This window comes from Mycobacterium sp. NPDC050441 (assembly GCF_040655355.1).
GTDB lineage: Bacteria > Actinomycetota > Actinomycetes > Mycobacteriales > Mycobacteriaceae > Mycobacterium.
In genome coordinates this window covers 650,511-671,098 of the sequence record NZ_JBFAJS010000001.1, presented here as the reverse complement: position 1 = coordinate 671,098, position 20,588 = coordinate 650,511, and the positions used below count along the sequence as shown (strand labels likewise).

The window sequence follows — 20,588 nt, the reverse complement described above, 5'->3', positions numbered from 1 at the left end:
AGCGACATTAATGATCATTAATATCTCGTAACTAGCGTCGATCGGGCGCCGTGGGCCGACGGGGCCGTGTCCGCACCGCCTACTCGCCGCATAATCCCAGTTAAACAGAGTCAAGTCGGCAGCGGGGGCGCACTCGAAACTCGATCGAAGTTGCGCGTTGACAACCAGGGCGTCGCGTCTTAGGTTAGTGATCGTTCACCTAGTGGAAAGTGGTGTGAATATGCGGTTCATTTTCATGAGCGAAGGCGAGACGGTCCCGGGGCATACCCATGAGCACCGCTACCGGGAGCTCGTGGACGAAGTCCTACTTGCGGAGGAGGTGGGGTTCGACGCGTTCGGAACGTCCGAGCAGCACGTCGCGATCGGCACGGCGACAACCTCCGCGCCCGAGGTCATCTATCCCTACCTGATGGCGCTGACCAAGCGCATCCGATTCATGCACTTGGTCACCCTCTTGCCCACGCGCATCAACCATGCCCTTCGCGTTGCCGAACGGTTGGCAACCGAGGACATCCTGTCCAGCGGCCGAGTGGAACTCGGAGTGGGGCGCGGAAACACGACACTTGCGCTGCGCGCCTTCGAAGTTGAACCAAGCGAGAACAAGGCTCAGCTGATAGAAGGGCTGGAGGTCATCCGCCGGGCTCTGCACAATGACGTGTTCTCCTATGTTGGCGAGCACTACAAGATTCCGCCGCGAAGCCTGGTGCCCAAGGCAATTCAACAGCCATATCCCCCCATCTCGATGGCGGCCGGCAGTCCGGAGTCGGTTCGCAAGGCCGCCGAGCTCGGCATCGGGGCTATCGTCGGTGGCTTTTACCTCGGCTTCGAGTTTGTCGAGAGCATGTTGCGCATCTACGACGATGCCCTCGACGGAGCTACGCATGCCTATCCACTGCAAGCGCAGAAGCTCGTCGCGGTCGGAGGCGGAATGCACTGTGCCGAGACCCGTGAGGAAGCCCTCAAGTGGGCGCGGAATCTGAAAGAGACGGTGGCTCTTTCGACTGACGCGTATGAGCGCCTGTCCAAGCTGTCGGCCGACTACCAGTACATGGGTGCGGTACGGAACGTCGACTTCAGCGACGAGCGATACATGTTCGACGAATCGTCCGGATTCATCGTGGGCGATCCGGATGACTGTGCGGCACAAGTGCAGCGATTCGCCGACCTCGGCGCAGACGCCATCGTGATGAGAATCGATGGACTCCCACACAGAGAGCTGATGAAGTCTATCGAGCTCTTCGGCAAGTATGTCATCTCCAGGTTCAAGAACCCACGGGCCGTGGTCCGCCCCGCTGACGCGATTCTGGCCGACATCCGCACGGCTCGGCCCGCTCATTATGCGGAGCTCGAAGCGTTCGAAGAGTCCAAATCCCAGTCGAATTCCCATAAGAGTGTTGTCAAGGTAGGAGAGACACGATGAGCAAATTGGCCGCTGATGACATCTTCAGCCGCTACCCCGAGGAGATCCTGATCGAACGCGGGCCCAATGGTGTTCTGCTTATCACGATCAACAGGCCCGACCGGCTCAATGCCTTGACGATGCCGATGTTCGATCATCTTTCGGACATCTGGGTGGACGTCGACCGCGACCCGGAAACACGGGTTGCCGTCATCACGGGCGCCGGCCGTGGCTTCTGCACGGGCATGGATGTACGCCAGCCGGAGCCGACGCTGGACGAAGCGGTGGCCCTCATGGAGGGCGAGCGCAGACGTATCACGGCCCTCCTCAACATGGACAAGCCCCTGATCTCGGCAATCAACGGTCCCGCAGTGGGCTGGGGGCTGTCGATGGCGCTTCTGGCCGACATCAGCGTCGCCGCCGAGGATGCATTGCTTCGAGACGGGCACACCCGTGTCGGCGTGGTCGCCGGCGACCATTCCTCGCTCATCTGGCCGTTGCTCGTGGGGATGGCCAAGACGAAGTACTACCAGTTGACTTCGGCAAGCATGACCGGCATCGAGGCGGAACGAATCGGCTTGGTGAGTCTCGCTGTACCGAGGGAGAATGTGCTGGATCGCGCCCTCGAGATCGCCGACGAACTTGCGCAGGGCTCGCAGCAGGCGATCCGCTGGACAAAGCGGTCCCTGAACACCGGATGGCTCACCAATGCCCTTCCGCAGCACGAGCTTTCCGCGGCGCTGGAGGTCATCGGATTCGCGAGTGCAGACTACTTCGAGGCCCGGCAGGCCTTCCGCGAAGGCCGTCCGCCGGAGTATCCGTCCGCACGCGGCGAAGCGCACTCTGTCCTGGGACCGCAACCTGCGAACGTAGCCAGGTGACCTATGAGCGCACTCGCGACCGGCCAGTCCGCCACACTCGACACCGCTGACCACGATGGCGTTCTGGTGGTCGCGTTGGACAGGCCACCGGCAAATGCGATGAACCGCCAGCTCATCCACGATCTTGCCGGCCTGTTCGGGCAGCTCCGCGCCAGACCGGACGCACCACCGATCGTCCTCACCGGCAAGGGAGAGCGGTTCTTCAGCGGCGGAGGCGACATCAAGGAGCTGGAGGGTGCGGTCGCCGGCGAGATAGAGATCCGCATGCGGGAATTCCACGCACTACTCGTGGCGATGGATCGCTACCCGCGTCCAGTGGTCAGCGCGATCAATGGGCACTGTGTTGGCGGCGGTATGGAGGTCGCACTCTTTTCGGACAGCGTGTTGGCCGTCAACTCGGCGCGGTTCGGGTTTCCGGAGATCAATCACGGACTGCTACCGGCAGACAAGGGGATCCAACGAGCCAATCGTGTTCTCGGTGTGCGCGTTACCCGGCGAATGATCCTGTCGGGTGAGCTTTTCGACGCGCGGCACGCTCTCGACATCGGCCTCATCGACGAACTCGTCTCCGGTCCCGAGGAGCTGATCCCCGCGGCCGTCGCAACGGCGCGCGCCGCCGGCTCGAAGGCTCCGGTGCTCTATGGTGCCTTGAAGGGCAGCGTCAACGCTGCGGACGACGTGGGCGATGAGGCGTCCCTGCAACGCACGCTGAAGGCCGCTGCCGATTATTTCGACGACCCGGCCGCACGAGAGTTGCGGCAACGGTGGAGTGGCCGGAGGGCTCCCGCGGCCAAGGCGCAGTCGTGTTGACCGTCGTTGTCGCCGGATTGGTCAGCGGCGCCGTTCTGCTGCTCGCGACAGTGGGCTTCGAACTCCTACGCCGGGTAGAGGGTTTCCTCAACATCGCCCATCCACAGCTCATCGTGCTAAGCGGGTTCAGCGCATACGGGTTCAACGTGTTGGTCGGATTGCACTGGATCGTGTCGTGTGTCCTGGCCATCGTCGTCACGACGATGGTCGGAGTGGTGAGCGCGAGAATGATCTTCTGGCCGATGCGCCAGCGCCCCCATTACATTCCGATGATCGCGTCTGTGGGACTCGCCTTCTTCCTGCACGCGATGATCGAGCTCTTCACCGGGTTCGGCGTGAAGACGCTGGATGTGCCGTTGCAGAAGACCATCAGCATCGGCGGGGTCGCGGTTGCGGGCGCCGACCAGATCGCCGTCATCGGCACTGCTGCCTTAGTAGTCGTGGCATTGCACTTTTGGCTCGCCAGGTCGTACAGCGGCAGGGCGTTGCGAGCGATGTCGAACAACCCGGCGCTTGCCCAGATTCGAGGGGTTAACACTTCGCATCTGCAGTACCTCACCTGGGCGGTGGCCAGCGCACTGGCGGCACTGGCGGGAACTCTGATCGCGCTCACGGCGCGGATTTATCCCGAGCTCGGTTGGGATCAAGTGCTGGTCATCTCCGCCGCTGCGATCATCGGCGGGCTCGGGAGTATTTACGGCGTGATGGTCGCGGCGGTCGTTGTCGGGCTCACATCGAGCCTGGCCACCTTGGCGATTCCTTCCGAATACACCCAGATGGTGGTTTTCGCCGTCATCGCCCTGGTCGTCTTTGTCCGCCCTGAGGGACTCTTCAGCGGTCCGAAGGAGCGTGTGGCGTGAGCACTCTGCTGATTGCCGGTGGGCTGGCCATTCTGATGGGCATCTACTCCGTCGCGGCCCTGGCGTTGAACTTGCAGTTCGGTGTTGGAGGCATGGTCAACTTCGGTGTCGCAGCGTTTTTCGGAATCGGTGCGTACTCCTACGCGCTCGCTGTGATGCCGGCCCAGTCCGGCTCGTACACTTACATTCTCGGGCTGAGCCTGCCGTGGTGGGCCGGCACCGTCATCGGCGGCCTGACCGCGGCACTTCTCGCTCTCGTAGTGGGATGCGGCCTGCTGAGGGTTAGCGGGGAGTACCTGGCGGTGGTGGCCCTGGCGTTGGCCGAGGTGATACGTCAGCTCTTCATCAACCAGCCGGCGATCGCCAATGGCGCGCGCGGTCTCCTGGACGCGCCGGTGCCCGATCTTGACAGCATCCCGGGACGAGCTCAGTCGCTGTATGTCGCGGCACTTGTGTTGGCGGTATTGGGAATTAGTTTCCTGGTCTTCCGCCGAGTGACGCAGTCGGCGTACGGCCGAAGTCTGCTTGCGGTGAACCAGAACGAGGCCGTTGCTCGCTCGCTGGGGATCAATGTGTACACGGTCAAACTCAAAGCCTTTGTGTTCGCGTCGTTCTTCATGGGCCTGGCTGGGGTCATGTACGTCTGGTATCTGTCGATATTGACTCCGTCCTTCTTCAACGTGAACATCACCTTCACCGTCTTCATCGCGCTGATCATCGGGGGGATCGGCAGCAATGCGGGTGCGGTGCTCGGTGCGGTGGTGCTTCTCGGCCTACGGGAAGGGCTCACCTATATCGAGGCGGACTTTCTCACCTCTGAAGTCATGGCCAGTCTGCAAGATGCCCTGCAAGGCCTCGTCTTGATCGTGATACTGCTGTTCTGGCCCGGGGGTCTGTTCCGGCCGCGATTGGCCAGCTATCCGAGACCCGGCACGGCAAACCTCTCCCATCCTGCGCTGGCCACGGTCGCGGCAGGAGACCGATGATGTCTACGCAGCCGGCGCTCGAAGTAGTCGGGCTGGTAAAGGCTTTCGGCCAGCTACGGGCCCTCGACAGTGTCGCGATGAAGATCAGCCCCAGCGCGGTTACCGGCCTGATCGGACCAAACGGCTCCGGGAAAACGACGTTGTTCAACGCGATCTCCGGGTTCCTCCGACCTGACACAGGGACGGTGATGTTCCACGGCCGTGACATCACGGGCATGCCGACGCATCGGCTCGCTCGGATGGGACTCAAGCGGACCTTCCAGAACACTGCCGATTTCACCGACATGTCAGTTCTGCAGAATCTGCTGACGTCGGCCCGTTCGGCGCCCGGTGAGCGCCTCTGGCGCCTTTTCACGTCACCACGCGACGTGGCCGTCGGGGAACGTGCGCTTATCGACCGCGCCTGGGAGTTGCTGGATCGGATGGCGCTGACTGAGCTGGCGAATACCCGAGCAGCAGATCTGTCTATCGGGCAAGGACGTTTGCTCCAGATCGCACGTCTGCTCATGGAGCCGCCATCGTTGCTGATGCTGGATGAGCCGTCGTCTGGGCTCAACCCTGAGGATCAGCATCGGCTGTCGTTGACGGTGCGGGATCTGTGCACCACAGAGAACATGACCGTCCTGGTGATCGAGCACAACATGTCGTTCATCAACGCGATCTCCGATGCGCTGTATGTCATGTACGACGGCCGAGTCATCGCGAACGGTCCACCGGCCCAGGTCATCAGCAATCCTGTCGTTGTCGAGACCTATCTGGGGGCGCACCATGCCACTGCTTGAGGTGGACACTGTGACCAGTGGCTATGGTCGCAACAACATCATCCGAGGCGTCACCCTCACTGCCGGGCACGGGTCCATCACCGCCATCATCGGCCCGAACGGGGCGGGTAAGACGACACTCGTCCAGACCATCGCCGGCGTAGTCGATGCACGTGGTGGGACGGTCAAACTTGACGGGGAGAGGCTCGAGCAGCTGCCTGCGCGTGACCGGGCACGCCGCGGATTGGGCTATACACCGCAGTTGCGCAACGTCTTTGGGGCATTGTCAGTAGAGGACAACCTCGAGGTCGTCACCCGCGCGATGGGACTGCCGCGCGAGCGCCTCGACGAGGCCTTCGACACTTTTCCGATCCTTGCCGAGCGACGCAAGCAACGAGCGGGAACCCTTTCGGGTGGTCAGCGCCAGCAGCTCGCGATTGCCTCGTCCTTGCTGATGAGACCAAAGCTGTTGATCCTCGACGAGCCCACGACGGGTCTCGCTCCCCAGATCGTCGATTCGCTCATCGAACAGATCTGCCGCGTCGAACGCGGGGGGACCGGCGTGCTCTGGGTTATCGAGGAGCACCCGAAGCAGATTCTTCCCTTGTGCGAGCGAGTGTTTCTGATGGACTCGGGTCAGATACGACACGAGGCGAGCGGGCCGGAGCTGCTGGCCGACCCGAACTTCACCGAAATATTCTTGGGCGCCCGGATTCCGACCGCCTGAATTGGTTCTGGTACAGGAGATTTGAGATATGGACACAGTCGGGATTACGGCGCGCAAGCTATCGGTGATGGCCGTCGTCGTTGCTTCCGGAGCAGCCCTGATGGGCTGCGGCGACGGCGACGGGGCGGCAGTCATCGGTGTTGCCGCACCGTTGTCCGGAGAAGCCGCGGTATGGGGTGGCCCGGTCGATGCGATGACCCGCGCGGTTGTGGAGCACGTCAACAAGCTTGGCGGCATCAACGGAACCAAGCTCAAAGTGGTGAGCGAGGATGAGAAGTTCAACGCCGAGGACGGAGTCCGTGCGGTGACCAAGCTCATCAACAGCGACAACGCACAGTTCATCGTCGGTCCGACATCGGCGACCTTCATGGCGACGCTCAACCAGGCCGAGCGCAACGAAGTGGTGATTGCATCGCCGTACGCGGGCATGGTGGAATTCGACGCCCGCTCCAATCCCTACACCTTCCGCACCGTCGGGCCAGACACTTTCGACGGTTTGACGGTGGCGAAGAACCTCTGGGACCGAGGCTTCAAGACCGTGTCCATCCTGTACGAGAACGTGGACTCCGCGCGCAGTACGTCCAACTGGGTCGACAGCTTCTACACAAAGCTCGGCGGCAAGGTCGTGGCGAAGGTCGCGTTCAACGGCGGCCAAACTTCTTATCTCCCAGAGGTCCGCAGCGCCTTCGAGCCTGAGCCCGACATCGTTTTCCTCGCCGGCTCTGTTGAGCCGGCTGTGCCGATCTTGCGCGAGTGGGCGCGATTGGGTCTGCCCGGCAAATGGTCGCTCATTGCTGAGCTGTCTTATCCGGTCTTGCTCAAGGAAGTTGGCGCTCAGTACCTCGAAGGCGCATTCGGTCAGTCCGCCATGTCCGCTGATTCCCCGGCCATCGCGGGCATGCGGAAGCTTCTGACCGAGGCGTACGGAGAGCAGAAAGGCAATGAGATTGCTGAACAGCCCACCGCGGGCCTGACCTACGACGCGATCGTCTCGGGTGTTCTGGCGATGGCAGCCGGGGGACAAGCGACAGGCGTCGCGATCGCCGAAAACTTGCACAAGGTAACAGATCCTGGTGGAAAGCCGGTCTACACGCTTGATGAGGGACTGGAGTTTTTGACCAGAGGTGAGAAAATCGATTACCAGGGAGCATCCGGTCCCGTCGACTACACGCCGACGAACACGGCGACGCCTGACTACGGCATCTTCCAGGTGGTCGATGGCAAGTGGAAGGTCACGCAGCGTTACGCGGGGACCGAACTCTACGACTTGGCTGAGGAACTGGACTGACCATGAAGAGGCAGAACACACGGGCAGCGACCTCGTCGTCGACGGGATGTACGGAGGTGCCGGTGTTGGACACCGTGACGGAGTTCGATGCCGTGAATCGGACTTTCGCTCAGATGCTCTGCGACCGCGCTGAGCGTGAACCCGACGTGATCGCGTACTGCAGCTGGGGGAACGGGGCAGCCCACCCGACCACATGGAGCGAATATCTCCAGCAGGTGCGGGAGGTTGCGCTCGGTTTGCACGATCTGGGTGCCGTGCCAGGCGATCGGGTGGCCATCGTGTCGTCTACTCGCCACGAGTGGGTCGTGGCCGCACTGGCGGTACTCAGTCTCGGCGGTGTCCCCGTGGGTGTGTACCCCACGAGCTCGGTCGCCGAAGTCAAACAGGCACTGAAGAGTTCCGAGGCCACAGTCGTTTTCGCGGAAAACGTGGCAGATGTCGCGAAAGTTGCCGCGGTATCGGCCGAGCTGCCACGACTGCGTGCGACGATCGGGTTCGACACCAAACCGCAGGGCCTTTCGGATTCTGTGCGGGCGGTGCACTGGGGAGAACTGCGCCATCGCGGTCGATCCCGCGGGGTGACCGAACCTGAGCTGTTTGCGACGCTGGTTGAGGCGGGCGATATCGATCAGCCCGCGGCCCTGTTCTACACGTCGGGATCTACCGGTGCGCCGAAAGGTGTGATCCACACGCACCGCACCCTGCAGTACTCGGTGCTCGCCTTCGCCATGTCATACCCGGAGGTCGGCAGGGTCAGGCACGACCTCGTTGCGTTTCTCGGCCTCTCGCATGTTGCACCCGCGCTGATCGGCGTATTCACCCCGATCATGACTCGCCTCGTCATCACCTACTGCACCATGGATCAACGTCTGGACGCGCTCGCCGGCGTGCGACCCACAGCGGTCCTGTGGCCACCGCGAATGCACGAGAAGTTGGCCGGCGAGGTGTTACAGCAGCTTTCGGAGTCTGGCGCCGCCTTCCGGCTGCGGTACGCGATAGCGATGCGGATTGCTCGCAAAGTAAGCGAGATGCGCTGGAGAGATCAGGACGTCCCGTGGTATTTCAACTATCTGTACAACGTGTGCCTCCGTCGGGTGTTCCTTCCCCTGCGCGCAAAGGTTGGCATGGACCGGATCAGGGTCGCCTGGACTGCTTCGGGCAGCATGTCCCCCGAGGTAACAGCGTTGTGGCAGATGTGGGGACTCGACCTTCGTGAGCTCTTCGGAACGACAGAGACCTGCGGATCGGTTCTTGCCCAGTGGGATCGCGCATTCCCGCCGCCCGGAACAATCGGGAAAACCATGCCCGACCCGCGGTGGAAGGCGCGCGTATCTGGAGAGGGGGAGCTGCAGTTGCGCAGCCCCTGCCTCTTCAGCGGTTACCTCGACGACTCTGAGGCGACGGCCGCTGCGATGGACCACGGCTGGTATCGCACAGGCGATCTGGTGGAGATGGACCCCGATGGGGAAGTGCGGATCATCGGCAGGATCAAAGATGTCCTCAAGACCAGCGGCGGAAAAACTGTCAGCCCTCAGCCGATCGAGCTCCGACTCAAGGCCAGTCCACTCATTGATGAGGCGATTGTCGTCGGTGAGGGACGCAAGTATCTGACCGTACTGGTCGGCGTGAGTGCGGAGACGCGGACGCTGCTCACGGCTGACCGAGATGCCGCGCTTGCCACATGGATCGACGAAGTCAATTCTGAGCTCGCGAGGCCGCTGCAATTGAAGAAGTTCCGCGTCCTGCCACGGCCGCTCTCGGCCGCGGACGGCGAGTTGACTCTCAAGGGCACCATACGGCGCTCGGCAATCCTTGCGTCTTTCCGCGACCTTGTCGATGAGATGTACGACGCCGGTGAGCAGGGGGAGATCGCCCGCCAGGCGCGGTTCGCCGGCGGCGATCTGAAGTAGGTGAATGGATGAACGAGGTTCGGATCGAGTTCATGACCAGCGCCGAGATCAGCGCGGCGATCTCGGAAGGAGCACGCACAGCAGTTCTCCCGCTGGGAGCGGTCGAACAGCACGGCGGGCACCTGCCACTGTCGATGGATGCCGATCATGCTGACGAACTCGCGGTGCGGGTCGCGCGCCATCTCGGGGGCGCGCTGGTTCTGCCGACCGTGCGGGTGGGGTACTCACCGCACCACCTCGGATTCACCGGCACCCTGTCGCTTCGCGCGTCCACGCTGGAATCGGTGTGCGAAGACTACTGTCGACACCTCGCCAAGGATGGCTTCGAACGAATCGTCATGTTCTCCGGGCATATCGGGAACCATCCCGTGATGCGTGACTTCGAGGTGCGACTCACGGCGGCACTCGCGCCGCTGACAGTCATCGTCTTCTCCGATACCGAGGCCATCTTGAACGCGTGGCAATGGGCGGCGGACAGCGTGGCATCTATGGGCGCCAACGTGGGAGGGCACGCTGACATCGCAGAGACGTCGGTGATGCTGGCCCTTCACCCACAGAAGGTCCGCATCGACCGGTTCGCCCGAGGCTACACCGGCAAGGTGGACCAGCAGCTACTCGATCGGGCATTTCAAGACGGAATCGGAGCAGTCTCCGCCAACGGGGTTCTGGGTGACCCAGAAGGCGCCTCGGCGCGGATCGGGAAGGCGTGCCTCGACGCGGTCACCTCCCTGATTGCCGACTACGCCCGCGCCAGGGGCGCGTGACATCCACGAGAACGGAGTGCAAGCGATGACTACCCTCGATCCCGTTTCTACCGGGAACTCTGACCGGGATATGGCGCAACTGCGCAAGCTTTACGGTCGTTATCCAACTGGCGTCGCGGCGGTGTGCGCACTGCGTGATGGACAACCGGTCGGGATTGTTGCCACCTCGTTCACCCCGGTATCCATCGATCCGGCGTTGGTGTCGATCTGTGTGCAGCACACGTCGACGACCTGGCCGCACCTGGCTGACGGACGCCATCTCGGCGTCTCTGTCCTGGAATCGCGGCAAGAGGCCGCGTGTCGGCAGATTGCGGCGAAGAATGTGGATCGATTTGCCGGAGTGTCCTGGTTCGCCACCGAATCGGACGCGGTGCTGCTATCGGATGCGGTGGCCCAACTCGACTGCGAGATCTCTACGACCGTTTCCGCCGGTGACCATGATGTGGTCATTCTCGAAGTCAAGGCCGCTGCGACGGACCTCGACGCGTCGCCGCTTCTCTTTCACGACAGCCGATTTCGAACGTTCGCGGTCGGACATGAGTCATGACGGCGCACAGCTGTGTGTCTCGGCTGGCGATCGAGCGCGCCGGTGCGGCTCTGCGCGCTGGGACTCCGGTTCTCGTTGTCAACGGCGCCGATGACCAGGTTGTCGCCGACGTAGTGATCGCGGCTGCTCATGCCACGCCGCATTGGACGGCATGGCTGGTGAGGTTCACCTCGGGGCTGATCTGTGCGGCGCTGCCCGCACGTCGAGCAGAGGAACTGGATCTGCCGACCATGGCCCGTGACGATGACTCAAATGTGGAAGCTCCCACGTTTGCGGTCGCGGTGGACGCGGCATCCGGTATCGGTACCGGCATCAGCGCGACCGACCGCGCCCGCACTGCGCGCGTTCTGGCAAGCGACAGCTCCCGGCCAAGTGATCTGGTGCGGCCCGGTCATGTTCTCCCAGTGAGGGTTGCAGGCTGCGGGGTGCTCAAACGCCGGGGGAGCGCAGAGGCGACGGTGGATCTTTGTGACATAGCGGGGCTTCCACCTGTAGGACTGACCGCCGCCCTCCTGGGGGAGGACGGCGAACTACTGCGGGAACCCGCGGTCAGTGTGTTCGCTCAGAACCATCGCTTGCCGATGGTGCACATCGACAGCGTCGTGCACCACCGCCTTTTCCACGGTGATGGACGTCGCAAACGGGTCACGCTGGTTCAGAACCGACTGGACCAGCTGGCGGGCCGGGCGCTCAGAGCAGTCGACTTTGAAGACCATCTGACGGGCGCTCGGCATACGGTGTTCATCGGCGCCTCCGTACCTGATATCGATCCACCCGTGTATGTCATCACGGAATGTGTCCATGGTGACCCACTTCTCGCCTCTGGCTGCGAATGCAGAGTCGAATTTGAGGGGTGTCACGAGCGTATCGCTGCTCACGGCGGAATCATCGTGTACCTACGGCCACCTATCACCTCGGCGCCGAGGTTCTCGGTGCCGCAGCCGGAGTTGGTCGCAGGATGTATCACCGCGATGCTGATCGAGCTCGGTTTCACGACAGTGACTTTGGCCGACTACGTGCAACATGCACAGCTGAAGTCCGTGTGCGAGCTGGTCGTCTCTGAGCCTGCCGCGACCTCGGAGCCGTGCAGGCTCTCCGCCGTTGCCCCTTGACACCTCACGCTTCTTGAGCGCGATAGACAATCGGAGAGACCGCATCCATGGACATCCATGCCACCATGCAGAACGTACCGCTGACCCTCACCGCGATCCTAGACGGAATCGACGGCACCTTCGGTGATTCAGAGGTCCTCACCTATGTCGGCGCCAACACCGCCGTACAAGCCGCCACATTCTCTGAGATTGCCACGCGCGCAGCTCAACTGGCCAACGGATTGGCCGGCCTCGGAATCGAAGCCGGTGACCGGGTTGCGACCTTCATGTGGAACAACCAGCGGCACCTCGAGGCATACCTCGCCGCGCCCTGTTCCGGCGCGATCCTGCACACCCTCAACATTCGCCTCACACCACATCAACTCGGCTACATCGCCTCCGATGCCGGCGACAAGATCGTCATCGTCGATGCCAGTTTGCTCGACACGTTGCTCCCAGCGTTGCCGCTGATGCCGGAACTGGCGGCGCTGGTAATAGCCGGTGACCCGACCGACGCTCAGCTGGCCGAGGTATCACGTCTGGTGCCCAACGTGATCGCTTATGAGCAACTCGTGAACAGCCAGCCGACCACGTTCGCGTGGCCAGTGCTCGACGAACACAGCGCAGCGGCGATGTGCTACACCAGCGGAACCACCGGGGATCCCAAAGGCGTGGTCTACAGTCATCGGTCGGTCTACCTGCACGCGCTTGCCGTCTGCACGGCCAACGTTGCGGGAATCTCCGCCCGTGACCGGGTGCTTCCCATAGTCCCGATGTTTCACGTCAACGCGTGGGGCATTCCATATGCGTCGCTGATGGCCGGCGCCACACTGATACTGCCGGACCGCCACCTCAAGCCCGACACGCTCGTCGACATGATCGCCAAACACGGCGTCACGTTGTCTGGCGGTGTTCCTACGGTTTTCAACGACATGTTGCTGTGGCTGCGCGACAATCCCGGCCATCGAATCGACTCGTTGCGTCGAGTGCTGTGTGGCGGCGCCGCGGTGCCGTCGTCCCTTGTCGCCGCGTATCGCGATGAATTCGCGGTTCCGCTGGTCCAAGCGTGGGGCATGACCGAAACCAGTCCCATCGTGACGATCACCGACGTCCCAGGCAACACGGCCACGACCGATCAGCAGCGAAAGCTCAACAGCACAGGCCGATTCCTGTTCGGCGCCAAAGGACGCATCGTCGACGAGGCGGGAACTGTTCTGCCCCGCGACGGCCGATCGGTTGGCGAAGTGCAGGTGCGTGGTCCCTGGATCACTGGCGGCTACCACGGCGGCATCGACGCCGAGAGCTTCTCCACCGACTCGGACGGACAACTCTGGCTCCACACGGGCGACATCGGACACATCAGCGCAGACGGATACCTGACGCTCACCGACCGAGCCAAAGACGTCATCAAGTCTGGCGGCGAATGGATCAGCTCCGTGCACCTTGAAACCACTCTGGCCGGTCATCCCGATGTGATCGAAGCTGCCGTGATCGGCGTACCTGACACCCGTTGGGATGAGCGGCCACTCGCATTGGTGACCTTGCGCCCCGGCTCCGCCGCGCGGGTCGAAGATCTGAAGGCTTGGCTTGAGGAGCGCGTACAGCGATGGTGGCTGCCTGAGCGGTGGGCCGTGGTCGGCTCTATCGCGCGCACCGGTGTCGGCAAGTACGACAAGAAGCTGATGCGGCAGCGATACCACTCCGGCGAGATTCCCGTCACCGTGTTGCCCCGCTGAATCGACATCGCCACTGCGGTCACGTCAAACCGACGCGGATGGGATCAGAATGCAGATCGAGAACAAGGTTGCTGTCGTCACCGGCGGGGGATCAGGAATCGGCCGGGCACTGGCGGTCGAACTCGCCAGGAATGGGGCGCAGGTCGTCATCGGCGACCTCGACGAGCGTGACGCTGCCGAAGCTGCCAGGAGCGTCGGTGACGCGGCGACGAGCATCCGGGCGGATGCATCCACCGTTGACGGCGTCACAAGCTTGATCGCTGAGGCCGAACGGCACTTCGGGCCCGTGGACATCTTCGTCGCCAATGCCGGCATCATGGGGGCTGCGGGTCTCGGCGAATCCGCCGACTGGGACAAGGTCCTTGCGATCAACCTGCGCGCTCATGTCAATGCTGCCAGGCTGCTGTTACCGGGATGGCGCAGCCGCGGCAGCGGCTACTTCGTGTCGGTCGCATCCGCGGCCGGCCTGCTGACGCAACTGGGCGCGGCGGGGTACGCGGTCACCAAACACGCCGCGATCGGATTCGCTGAATGGCTTGCAATCACCCACGGCGAGGAGGGAATAGGCGTGAGCTGTGTGTGTCCGCTCGGAGTCGACACGCCCCTTCTCACCGCAGTGCGGTCCTCCCCAGGCCTGTCGCGCCGGATCGGCGCACAGTCGATCATCAAGTCCGGCAGCGTCATCAGCGCAGCGGAGGTCGCGGCGGAGACGATCGGCGCCGTACGTGCGGAGCGATTCATGGTTCTACCCCACCAAGAGGTTCTGGGTATGTTCCGCGGCAAGGCCGCGGACTATGACGGGTGGCTTGCGAGAATGCGTCGCTTGCAGCGGTCCCTGAGCGACGGTGCCGCGGCACCGAGTGACGGTTAGCGACGGCGAAGGGCTCTACACCAGTCAATCCAGCAGACCAAAAGGGAATCTCGCGGTTTCGTGGGCACCGGAACGGGTCGACGCTGGTGGTCAGACATATTGGGGTGCAGAGGAATTCGGCTGGCTGTCCAAGACCATCGCTCGCTACGGCCGAGTTGATCTGCTCTGCATCGACGAGTTGGGCTACATGGAACTCGATCGTCGCGGCGCCGAGCTGCTGTTCCAGGTCCTCACCGAACGCGAAGAGAAGGCCTCGGTTGCGATCGCCTCCAACGAAAGTTTGTCCGGGTGGACCAAAACGTTCTCCGACCCACGGTTGTGCGCAGCGATCGTCGATCGACTCACCTGAGACCAGTCGATACGCGCAGGCGTAGTGCAGGACCGGCTCTGGCGGATGAAGGTCATCCGTGAACCGACTTGAGCGGCTCGCGGTTCGGCGCTGCCCTGCGATCGCGCACCACGACCAGGTTGGAATTCACCACCAGCGATACCGGGAACTGGAGGTTATTGGCAAGTGGTCGGATTTTTCGAAAGCGTCCGCAAGGCGAGATTCGTATCCTGGGCACGCGTCACACGAATAGGCGTCGTAGGCGTGCGATCCGGTTGCCGTTTTGATCCCATTTCGGTAACCGGATTTTGCGTTCAGCGCCCAACTGCGTGCCACTGAAGGAACGCCGGCAATCATCACCACAGACGAACTAGGAACCAGATGCGAACCCGCACAATCCGCCTCGCCTCGGCGCTAGCTGCGCTCACTCTGGTGGCCGCAGCGTGCGGGGCACCCGAGGACGCACCCGCGCCCGCCCCGAGTAAGGCACCGACCCGCACCGTCACAGTGACGCCCAAGTCTTCCGTGCCCGCACCTGGTGGCAACAACACCGAGCCGAGCTGTGCCGGTCGGGACCAGGGCACGATCTGCATCAACCCGAATCACGGTGCAGGAGATGACCCATCGGAGAACGGCGGCGCTGTGATGCCGAACCCGAACGGCGACGGATCGTACGTGCCGTGCGAGGGCACGATCTGCACCAACCCGAACCGCGGAGCTGGTACGGATCCGGGTGAGAACGGTGGGGACGGTAACACCTCGGCGCCGACCGAGCAGCGCGACGACGACCCGGGCGGCTCGGCTTGCACCACCGGCATGGGCGTCCCCGGCGTGTACGTGCCCGACAGCGACGGCGGGTGGGTCTGCCAGATCGGCTGACAAGCCGTCTCATACGTGGCGCAGGTAGTCGCGATGCTCGTCCAGAACCCGCCACATCTCCAGGACCACAGCGTGCGAGGCCGTCTCCTTGGGCCGATCCGCGAGGCGCTTGACGCCGGGCCTCCATCCGGCGGAATCACAATGGCGCCGGGCGGGACGGTATGAGGCCCGACCAGGGGCTGAGCCAGACCAGCCTCAGTGGGTCCGGCTCAACCGGCAGGTTAAGTGTGCTTCTCGAACCAGTCGGCCACGTGACCGACGGTGCGGTCGACAATGTCGGGCTGGTCGTAGTACTGGAAGTGATTGGTCCCGTTCTCCCAGATCAGCTTCTTGTCTGACGTCGGAATGGACTCGAAGTGCCGCCGCGCGGCGGCAGGATTCATGCAGGAGTCGGAGTGTACGAGCAGTGCCGGCTTTTGCAGTTTGGCTACGCCGGGCACGGTGGTGTAGTCGAAGTGGTCGAGGTCGCTCATGATCGCGTAGCGGTTCTCCCAGCCTTTGAGCGTCCATGAGCCATACCAGCTCCACACCAGCGGCCCGGGCAGACCAGCATCCGAACCCTTGATCGGATCGCCGAGGTCGGGCGAAACCAGCGGCTGGTAAACGACCTCACCGGTTTCCTCGTAGAGCGCCTTGGCCTGGCGGGCACGCTCAAGTCGGGCGGCCAGAAGAGCCTCGAGTTGTTCGGTCGTGGGTGCGGTGGCGGGGTCAAACGGGTTCTCACTGACACCGGCGGCGATCATGAACAGGTCGGTTTCATGGTCGCGGTAATAGCCGGTGACTGCTGCTACCGCGCGCACGCGGTCGTCGTAGGACGCGATGTCGAGCCACTCCGGACCGCCCTGACATACCCCGAGCCCGTACACACGGTCCGAATCGATGTCGCCGCGGCCGACGATGTAGTCCAGAGCGGCGACCGCATCCTCGTTCTTCATCTTGGGGTTCTCCAGGCGCCGCGGCGTGCCGCTGCTTTCCCCGACGGTGCGTGGATCGAACGCCAGCGCGGCATAGCCTTCATCGGCCAGACGGGTGGCGTAATGGGTCGGAGCCTGTTCCTTTTCGAACGAGTAGGGCCCCAGGATCACGACGGCCGGAAATGGTCCATCGCCGTTCGGGCGGTACAGCACCCCCGCGATGGGCTCTCCGTGCGAGTCGAAGCTGACCTTCTCTGGGTTGTAGTTGCCGTGGTTAGCCATGGAAAATGTCCTCCTGCTCAAACTGATGCTGGCGTCCGCGGTCGCGGCCGGCGACGCTATTGGGTATCGGCGCGCCTGGATGCCCCGCTGGACCCTGTAATGCAGAGGTGCATGCCGCCCCCTGGCGACCAAGTTAGTGACCCGGCAGCAAAGAGCACCTTCGAAAACCGCTCGCTTGTCAAAAACCCCACAGCCGCCGCCTTGTCACATTGCTAATGTGCAGCGAACGGGTCGAATATGGACTGATGCCGTACCTCCGGCGCAGCTACGAGATACTCGAATACTTGAGCCCTTCAATGCGGCAGGAGAGCGTCCAGAGCTATGAATGTCGATTTCGAGTATGTCAGCCAGCACCTCGATGGATCGGCGGACTGCGAATTTCTGCAACCCGCCCACACCATCATGGTCTACCGCGGCGGACGTGTCCTCGCCAAGGAATACGACGTCGAAAGTATGGGCACACGCCGAGTTGAGACACCACAAGCGGGCAGTGTCTGGATACTTCCTGCTGAACACCGAGGCGCTGCGCTTGCTCGCGGCAACACGGTGGCCGACTACTGCCAACTCACAGTTCCCACTGCTGCGCTAGGGGCGTACCCCCTGGCGCCGGCGGTAGGGCGCGATCACCTGCTGTTTCAGTTGGTGCAACGCATGTATGGCCTGCGGGACCGCAGCGACGTGGGTGCTCGGCTGCTCCAAGACTCGTTGAACGAGACGGTGCGTCTGCACCTCAGAGATCGCTACATCCCCGCCGCCGCGGTCGATGTCGAGCAGGCACCCAAGACCCTCAGCGCCAACATGCAGTCTCTGCTGCGCGAATACCTCGAAGACAGTCTCGACGTACATATCAGTCTGCAGGAACTTGCTGATATCGCCCGCATGCCTATCAACCGGTTCGCCGCAGCCTTCAACGAAGCGTTTCACACCACCCCACACCAATACGTCATCGACCAACGCATCTCGCGCGCAAAACACCTGCTGGCTACCTCAACGTTGAGTGTTACTGAGATCACCACAGCCATAGGATTTTCGACACCCAGTCACTTCGCGACCACGTTCAAAAGCCGGGTCGGATTGACCCCCAGCCAATACCGACGGCACGCCCAGTAAAGGCAGCAGCGGATCTTTCCCCGTAGGGGTCGCCCGCCGGTGATTTCTCAACAGCCTGTGAGTTTTCCGGAAGCGAACTCGACGTTCTCTCGCTAGGTTCCACTCGGTTTGCGCGGGATTGTCCGGCCCGGCCCCGAGTGTGAGGAGAACCCTGTGCTGAAGAAGTTTGCCGTGGCCGCAGCGCTGGCGCTGGGCGCCGTGATGGCCACCGCCGGCATCGCGCACGCCGATGACGTGGTCGTGCGGGACGCCAACGGTGTCCCGCGGAGTTGGCAGACGGAGGCGTCGTGCATCAAGGACGGACCCGATCAGCGCCTTGAGAACATCGATAACGACGCGTTCCTCAAGTACTGGTATTGCATGCAGCACGACGACGGCCTGTGGTATCTGCACAACACCGACAGCCCGACCGAGCGGGTGAACTAGCGCCGTAATTCCCCCGGAACCAAGACTCATCGTTGCGACCCGAACTCCCCATCGGGTCGCAGCGGTGCGATCGGCAGCCCCGGCCGGGGGTTTCGGGGCTGCCGATCGGTATTCGATGGCGCGCAACGTGAGGAGTACGCGGTGCCCCGGCTACCGCCGCCGTCGGCGAGATCCTGCCGACGGGGCCAAATGGGGCCACCTACATCAGAACCGAGTTGGGGCGCACGCTGTGCGGCATCGACAGCGACCACGTCAGTTGCACCGTGCAGTCCGCCAATCCGCCGCTGGTCAGCACGGGCAACATCGCAAACTCGGTGTCGCTCAACGAGAGCGGCACCTTCACCTACCTGGCCGACGACCTGGGCGTGATCGACCACCGCACCTGATCCGCTACGACCAGACCTGTGTCGTCAACAGCTGGGCGGTTGAGGCGCTCAACGATGGAACCTGGTTCACCAACAACAGGATCAACGAGGGATCTGGGTGAGCGTCACCGAGGTCAAGGCGATCGGACAGCTTGAGTGCGCGAGAATCCCTGCGGGACAGCGACGGTACTCTATCGCTGCTCGACTTGTCGCGCACCCGCGGACCACCGGCTATGACCACCCTGGCCATCACGCCGCACTGCTCATCGACCAAATCCGCTTCACCGTCGCAGCTCTCCGCGGCCATCGGCCCCCTACGGGCCCTTGCTAGGTCACCAGCTCGGCGGCATTTCCGCTTGCCGACGCCGGTTCAGCCTCCCAGGCAATGCACCTGGGCATCCAACCACACCCTGACGACTCCGAAATTCACGATCAACACCACGGAGAAGAGGCCGATCCGAAATAGCCGGACAGTCAATGACGTGCATCACGTCTCGCAGGCAATGTGGCTCCTGTCACTGTCATCGGCCCTCGGGCATATCGGCGGGCCGTCACGTTCGATGGGAGAACACCATGGGAGCCAGCACTATTGGAAGAGTCAAAGCGCTGTCAGCGGTGATGGGTGTGGCGGCAGCGGTAGGGATGGGTGCGATGTCCTTCACTCATGGAACTGACGTCGCCGGAGCCAGCGTGGCGCGTAGCGACGATCTTTCGTCGGCCACGGTGACGCGGTCAACGGCACCGAAGGAGCTGGCAACCTCATTCGCCCGGCCGACCCACACCGCTAAACCGTGTGCGGCGAGAGCCACCTTGCCTTGCTGACCAGAGGGCTCGCGGCTCACTCGCGCACAACGGGATTGGTCAGCCGACGTTGAGGGTTCAGTCCGGCGGAACCGCGTTCTGGACGAGGCTACGCGCTGTCCGGCGGGCGATGCGACAGTACTCTTCTCTACGGTTCAGAAGGCGTTCCGTTGGCGCGCTGATCGATAATGCCGCAATCGCCCGGTGGTCACGCTGATGGATGCCTACGGCAATACATGACTGGTCCGGGATGGTTTCACCGTGCTCTATCGCGACGTCGTCGCGTCGGGCGGAGATGAGCTGCGCATGAAGGATATTCACGTCAACCACCGAGTTCTCCGTGAGCCTCGGCAATCCGTTGCGGTCGATGAGTTCTTCAACCGTGGACCACGGTAGCTGCGCCATGAGCAACTTCCCGAGTGCCGAGGTGTGACCGGAAATATGAACTCCGCGAGTGACTATCGGATCCGTCCGATCTGCGGATGCATTGGTGATGCAGACGACGCCTCGACCATCCCACGCGCCGACGGTCACCGCGGCTGAGAGCTGGTGGGAGAGCGCTGCCACACGCCGATTTGTATCGGCATTGAAACAGCTGGAACTCATGAGCCGGCCACTGAAGAGCAGAACGCGCCAGCCGAGTCGATAGCGGTCGCCTGAAGTCTGTTGCAGCAGACCAATTGCTGCAAGACTGGACATGATGTCGAAGGTCGTCGACTTCGGCAGCTGCAGCCTCGCGGCCACCGCCGTCACACCCCACTCTGGTGTCTCAGCCGTGAAGAGATCGAGCACCTTCCCGGTGCGGTCGATCGTGTTCAGCACCATGCGGCCCTGCGTACGAGAGGGAGTTCG

General features: G+C 62.8%; 21 protein-coding genes. 19 read left to right on the top strand and 2 right to left on the bottom strand.

From position 1 onward, the window contains the following. Positions 1 to 220: 220 nt before the first annotated feature. From AB0I14_RS03410 to AB0I14_RS03335, 16 genes are all read left to right on the top strand, one after another. Entirely contained in the window at positions 221 to 1,420 is a 1,200-nt protein-coding gene (locus AB0I14_RS03410) for an LLM class flavin-dependent oxidoreductase (RefSeq protein ID WP_358015826.1), read from the top strand. Continuing rightward, positions 1,417 to 2,280: an enoyl-CoA hydratase/isomerase family protein gene (locus tag AB0I14_RS03405; protein WP_358015823.1), complete on the top strand. Its 864-nt coding sequence runs from the start codon at positions 1,417 to 1,419 to the stop codon at positions 2,278 to 2,280. The genes AB0I14_RS03410 and AB0I14_RS03405 overlap by 4 nt, the downstream gene beginning before the upstream one ends. Before the next feature lie 3 nt (positions 2,281 to 2,283). Further along, complete coding sequence (locus tag AB0I14_RS03400) at positions 2,284 to 3,090, top strand: enoyl-CoA hydratase/isomerase family protein (RefSeq protein WP_358015820.1); 807 nt, start codon at positions 2,284 to 2,286, stop codon at positions 3,088 to 3,090. Next, positions 3,084 to 3,950: a branched-chain amino acid ABC transporter permease gene (locus AB0I14_RS03395; protein WP_358015817.1), complete on the top strand. Its 867-nt coding sequence runs from the start codon at positions 3,084 to 3,086 to the stop codon at positions 3,948 to 3,950. The genes AB0I14_RS03400 and AB0I14_RS03395 overlap by 7 nt, the downstream gene beginning before the upstream one ends. Then, positions 3,947 to 4,936 carry a branched-chain amino acid ABC transporter permease gene (locus AB0I14_RS03390; protein WP_358015814.1) on the top strand — a complete coding sequence of 330 codons (990 nt, stop codon included), beginning with the start codon at positions 3,947 to 3,949 and terminating at the stop codon, positions 4,934 to 4,936. The genes AB0I14_RS03395 and AB0I14_RS03390 overlap by 4 nt, the downstream gene beginning before the upstream one ends. Further along, a complete protein-coding gene (locus AB0I14_RS03385; protein WP_358015811.1) occupies positions 4,936 to 5,718 on the top strand; it encodes an ABC transporter ATP-binding protein in 783 nt (260 codons plus the stop codon). The genes AB0I14_RS03390 and AB0I14_RS03385 overlap by 1 nt, the downstream gene beginning before the upstream one ends. A 10-nt stretch (positions 5,719 to 5,728) precedes the next feature. Beyond that, a complete protein-coding gene (locus tag AB0I14_RS03380; RefSeq protein ID WP_358015808.1) occupies positions 5,729 to 6,424 on the top strand; it encodes an ABC transporter ATP-binding protein in 696 nt (231 codons plus the stop codon). Positions 6,425 to 6,452: 28 nt separating this feature from the next. Further along, positions 6,453 to 7,712 carry an ABC transporter substrate-binding protein gene (locus AB0I14_RS03375; protein ID WP_358015805.1) on the top strand — a complete coding sequence of 420 codons (1,260 nt, stop codon included), beginning with the start codon at positions 6,453 to 6,455 and terminating at the stop codon, positions 7,710 to 7,712. A 2-nt stretch (positions 7,713 to 7,714) separates the two neighbouring features. Then, entirely contained in the window at positions 7,715 to 9,622 is a 1,908-nt protein-coding gene (locus tag AB0I14_RS03370; RefSeq protein WP_358015802.1) for an AMP-binding protein, read from the top strand. Positions 9,623 to 9,630: 8 nt separating this feature from the next. Beyond that, positions 9,631 to 10,386, top strand: coding sequence for a creatininase family protein (locus tag AB0I14_RS03365; RefSeq protein WP_358015799.1), 756 nt, complete (start codon positions 9,631 to 9,633; stop codon positions 10,384 to 10,386). A 25-nt stretch (positions 10,387 to 10,411) separates the two neighbouring features. Then, positions 10,412 to 10,933, top strand: coding sequence for a flavin reductase family protein (locus AB0I14_RS03360; RefSeq protein ID WP_358015797.1), 522 nt, complete (start codon positions 10,412 to 10,414; stop codon positions 10,931 to 10,933). Beyond that, positions 10,930 to 12,045: a 3,4-dihydroxy-2-butanone-4-phosphate synthase gene (locus AB0I14_RS03355; protein ID WP_358015795.1), complete on the top strand. Its 1,116-nt coding sequence runs from the start codon at positions 10,930 to 10,932 to the stop codon at positions 12,043 to 12,045. Before AB0I14_RS03360 ends, AB0I14_RS03355 begins: the two co-directional genes overlap by 4 nt. A gap of 53 nt (positions 12,046 to 12,098) precedes the next feature. Next, on the top strand, positions 12,099 to 13,760 hold the full coding sequence (locus tag AB0I14_RS03350; RefSeq protein ID WP_358016754.1) for a long-chain fatty acid--CoA ligase: 1,662 nt from the start codon (positions 12,099 to 12,101) through the stop codon (positions 13,758 to 13,760). Positions 13,761 to 13,809: 49 nt separating this feature from the next. Next, complete coding sequence (locus tag AB0I14_RS03345) at positions 13,810 to 14,631, top strand: SDR family oxidoreductase (RefSeq protein ID WP_358015793.1); 822 nt, start codon at positions 13,810 to 13,812, stop codon at positions 14,629 to 14,631. Further along, positions 14,606 to 14,980, top strand: coding sequence for an ATP-binding protein (locus AB0I14_RS03340; protein WP_358015791.1), 375 nt, complete (start codon positions 14,606 to 14,608; stop codon positions 14,978 to 14,980). Before AB0I14_RS03345 ends, AB0I14_RS03340 begins: the two co-directional genes overlap by 26 nt. A gap of 360 nt (positions 14,981 to 15,340) precedes the next feature. Then, positions 15,341 to 15,838: a hypothetical protein gene (locus AB0I14_RS03335; RefSeq protein ID WP_358015789.1), complete on the top strand. Its 498-nt coding sequence runs from the start codon at positions 15,341 to 15,343 to the stop codon at positions 15,836 to 15,838. A gap of 221 nt (positions 15,839 to 16,059) precedes the next feature. Here the strand turns inward: AB0I14_RS03335 and AB0I14_RS03330 are convergent, their stop codons facing one another. Then, entirely contained in the window at positions 16,060 to 17,034 is a 975-nt protein-coding gene (locus tag AB0I14_RS03330) for a CocE/NonD family hydrolase (protein ID WP_358015786.1), read from the bottom strand. A gap of 321 nt (positions 17,035 to 17,355) precedes the next feature. On the opposite strand from AB0I14_RS03330, the gene AB0I14_RS03325 reads away from it, so the two are divergent. The 3 genes from AB0I14_RS03325 to AB0I14_RS03315 all read left to right on the top strand — a co-directional run bounded on the left by AB0I14_RS03325 (position 17,356) and on the right by AB0I14_RS03315 (position 18,956). Then, positions 17,356 to 18,144 carry an AraC family transcriptional regulator gene (locus AB0I14_RS03325; protein WP_358015783.1) on the top strand — a complete coding sequence of 263 codons (789 nt, stop codon included), beginning with the start codon at positions 17,356 to 17,358 and terminating at the stop codon, positions 18,142 to 18,144. Between the two features lie 201 nt (positions 18,145 to 18,345). After that, positions 18,346 to 18,570, top strand: coding sequence for a hypothetical protein (locus AB0I14_RS03320; RefSeq protein ID WP_358016751.1), 225 nt, complete (start codon positions 18,346 to 18,348; stop codon positions 18,568 to 18,570). A 215-nt stretch (positions 18,571 to 18,785) separates the two neighbouring features. After that, positions 18,786 to 18,956, top strand: a complete 171-nt coding sequence (locus AB0I14_RS03315; RefSeq protein ID WP_358015780.1) for a hypothetical protein — start codon at positions 18,786 to 18,788, stop codon at positions 18,954 to 18,956. A gap of 858 nt (positions 18,957 to 19,814) precedes the next feature. Here AB0I14_RS03315 and AB0I14_RS03310 read toward each other — a convergent pair. After that, entirely contained in the window at positions 19,815 to 20,561 is a 747-nt protein-coding gene (locus tag AB0I14_RS03310) for an IclR family transcriptional regulator (protein WP_276126187.1), read from the bottom strand. Positions 20,562 to 20,588: the final 27 nt, after the last annotated feature.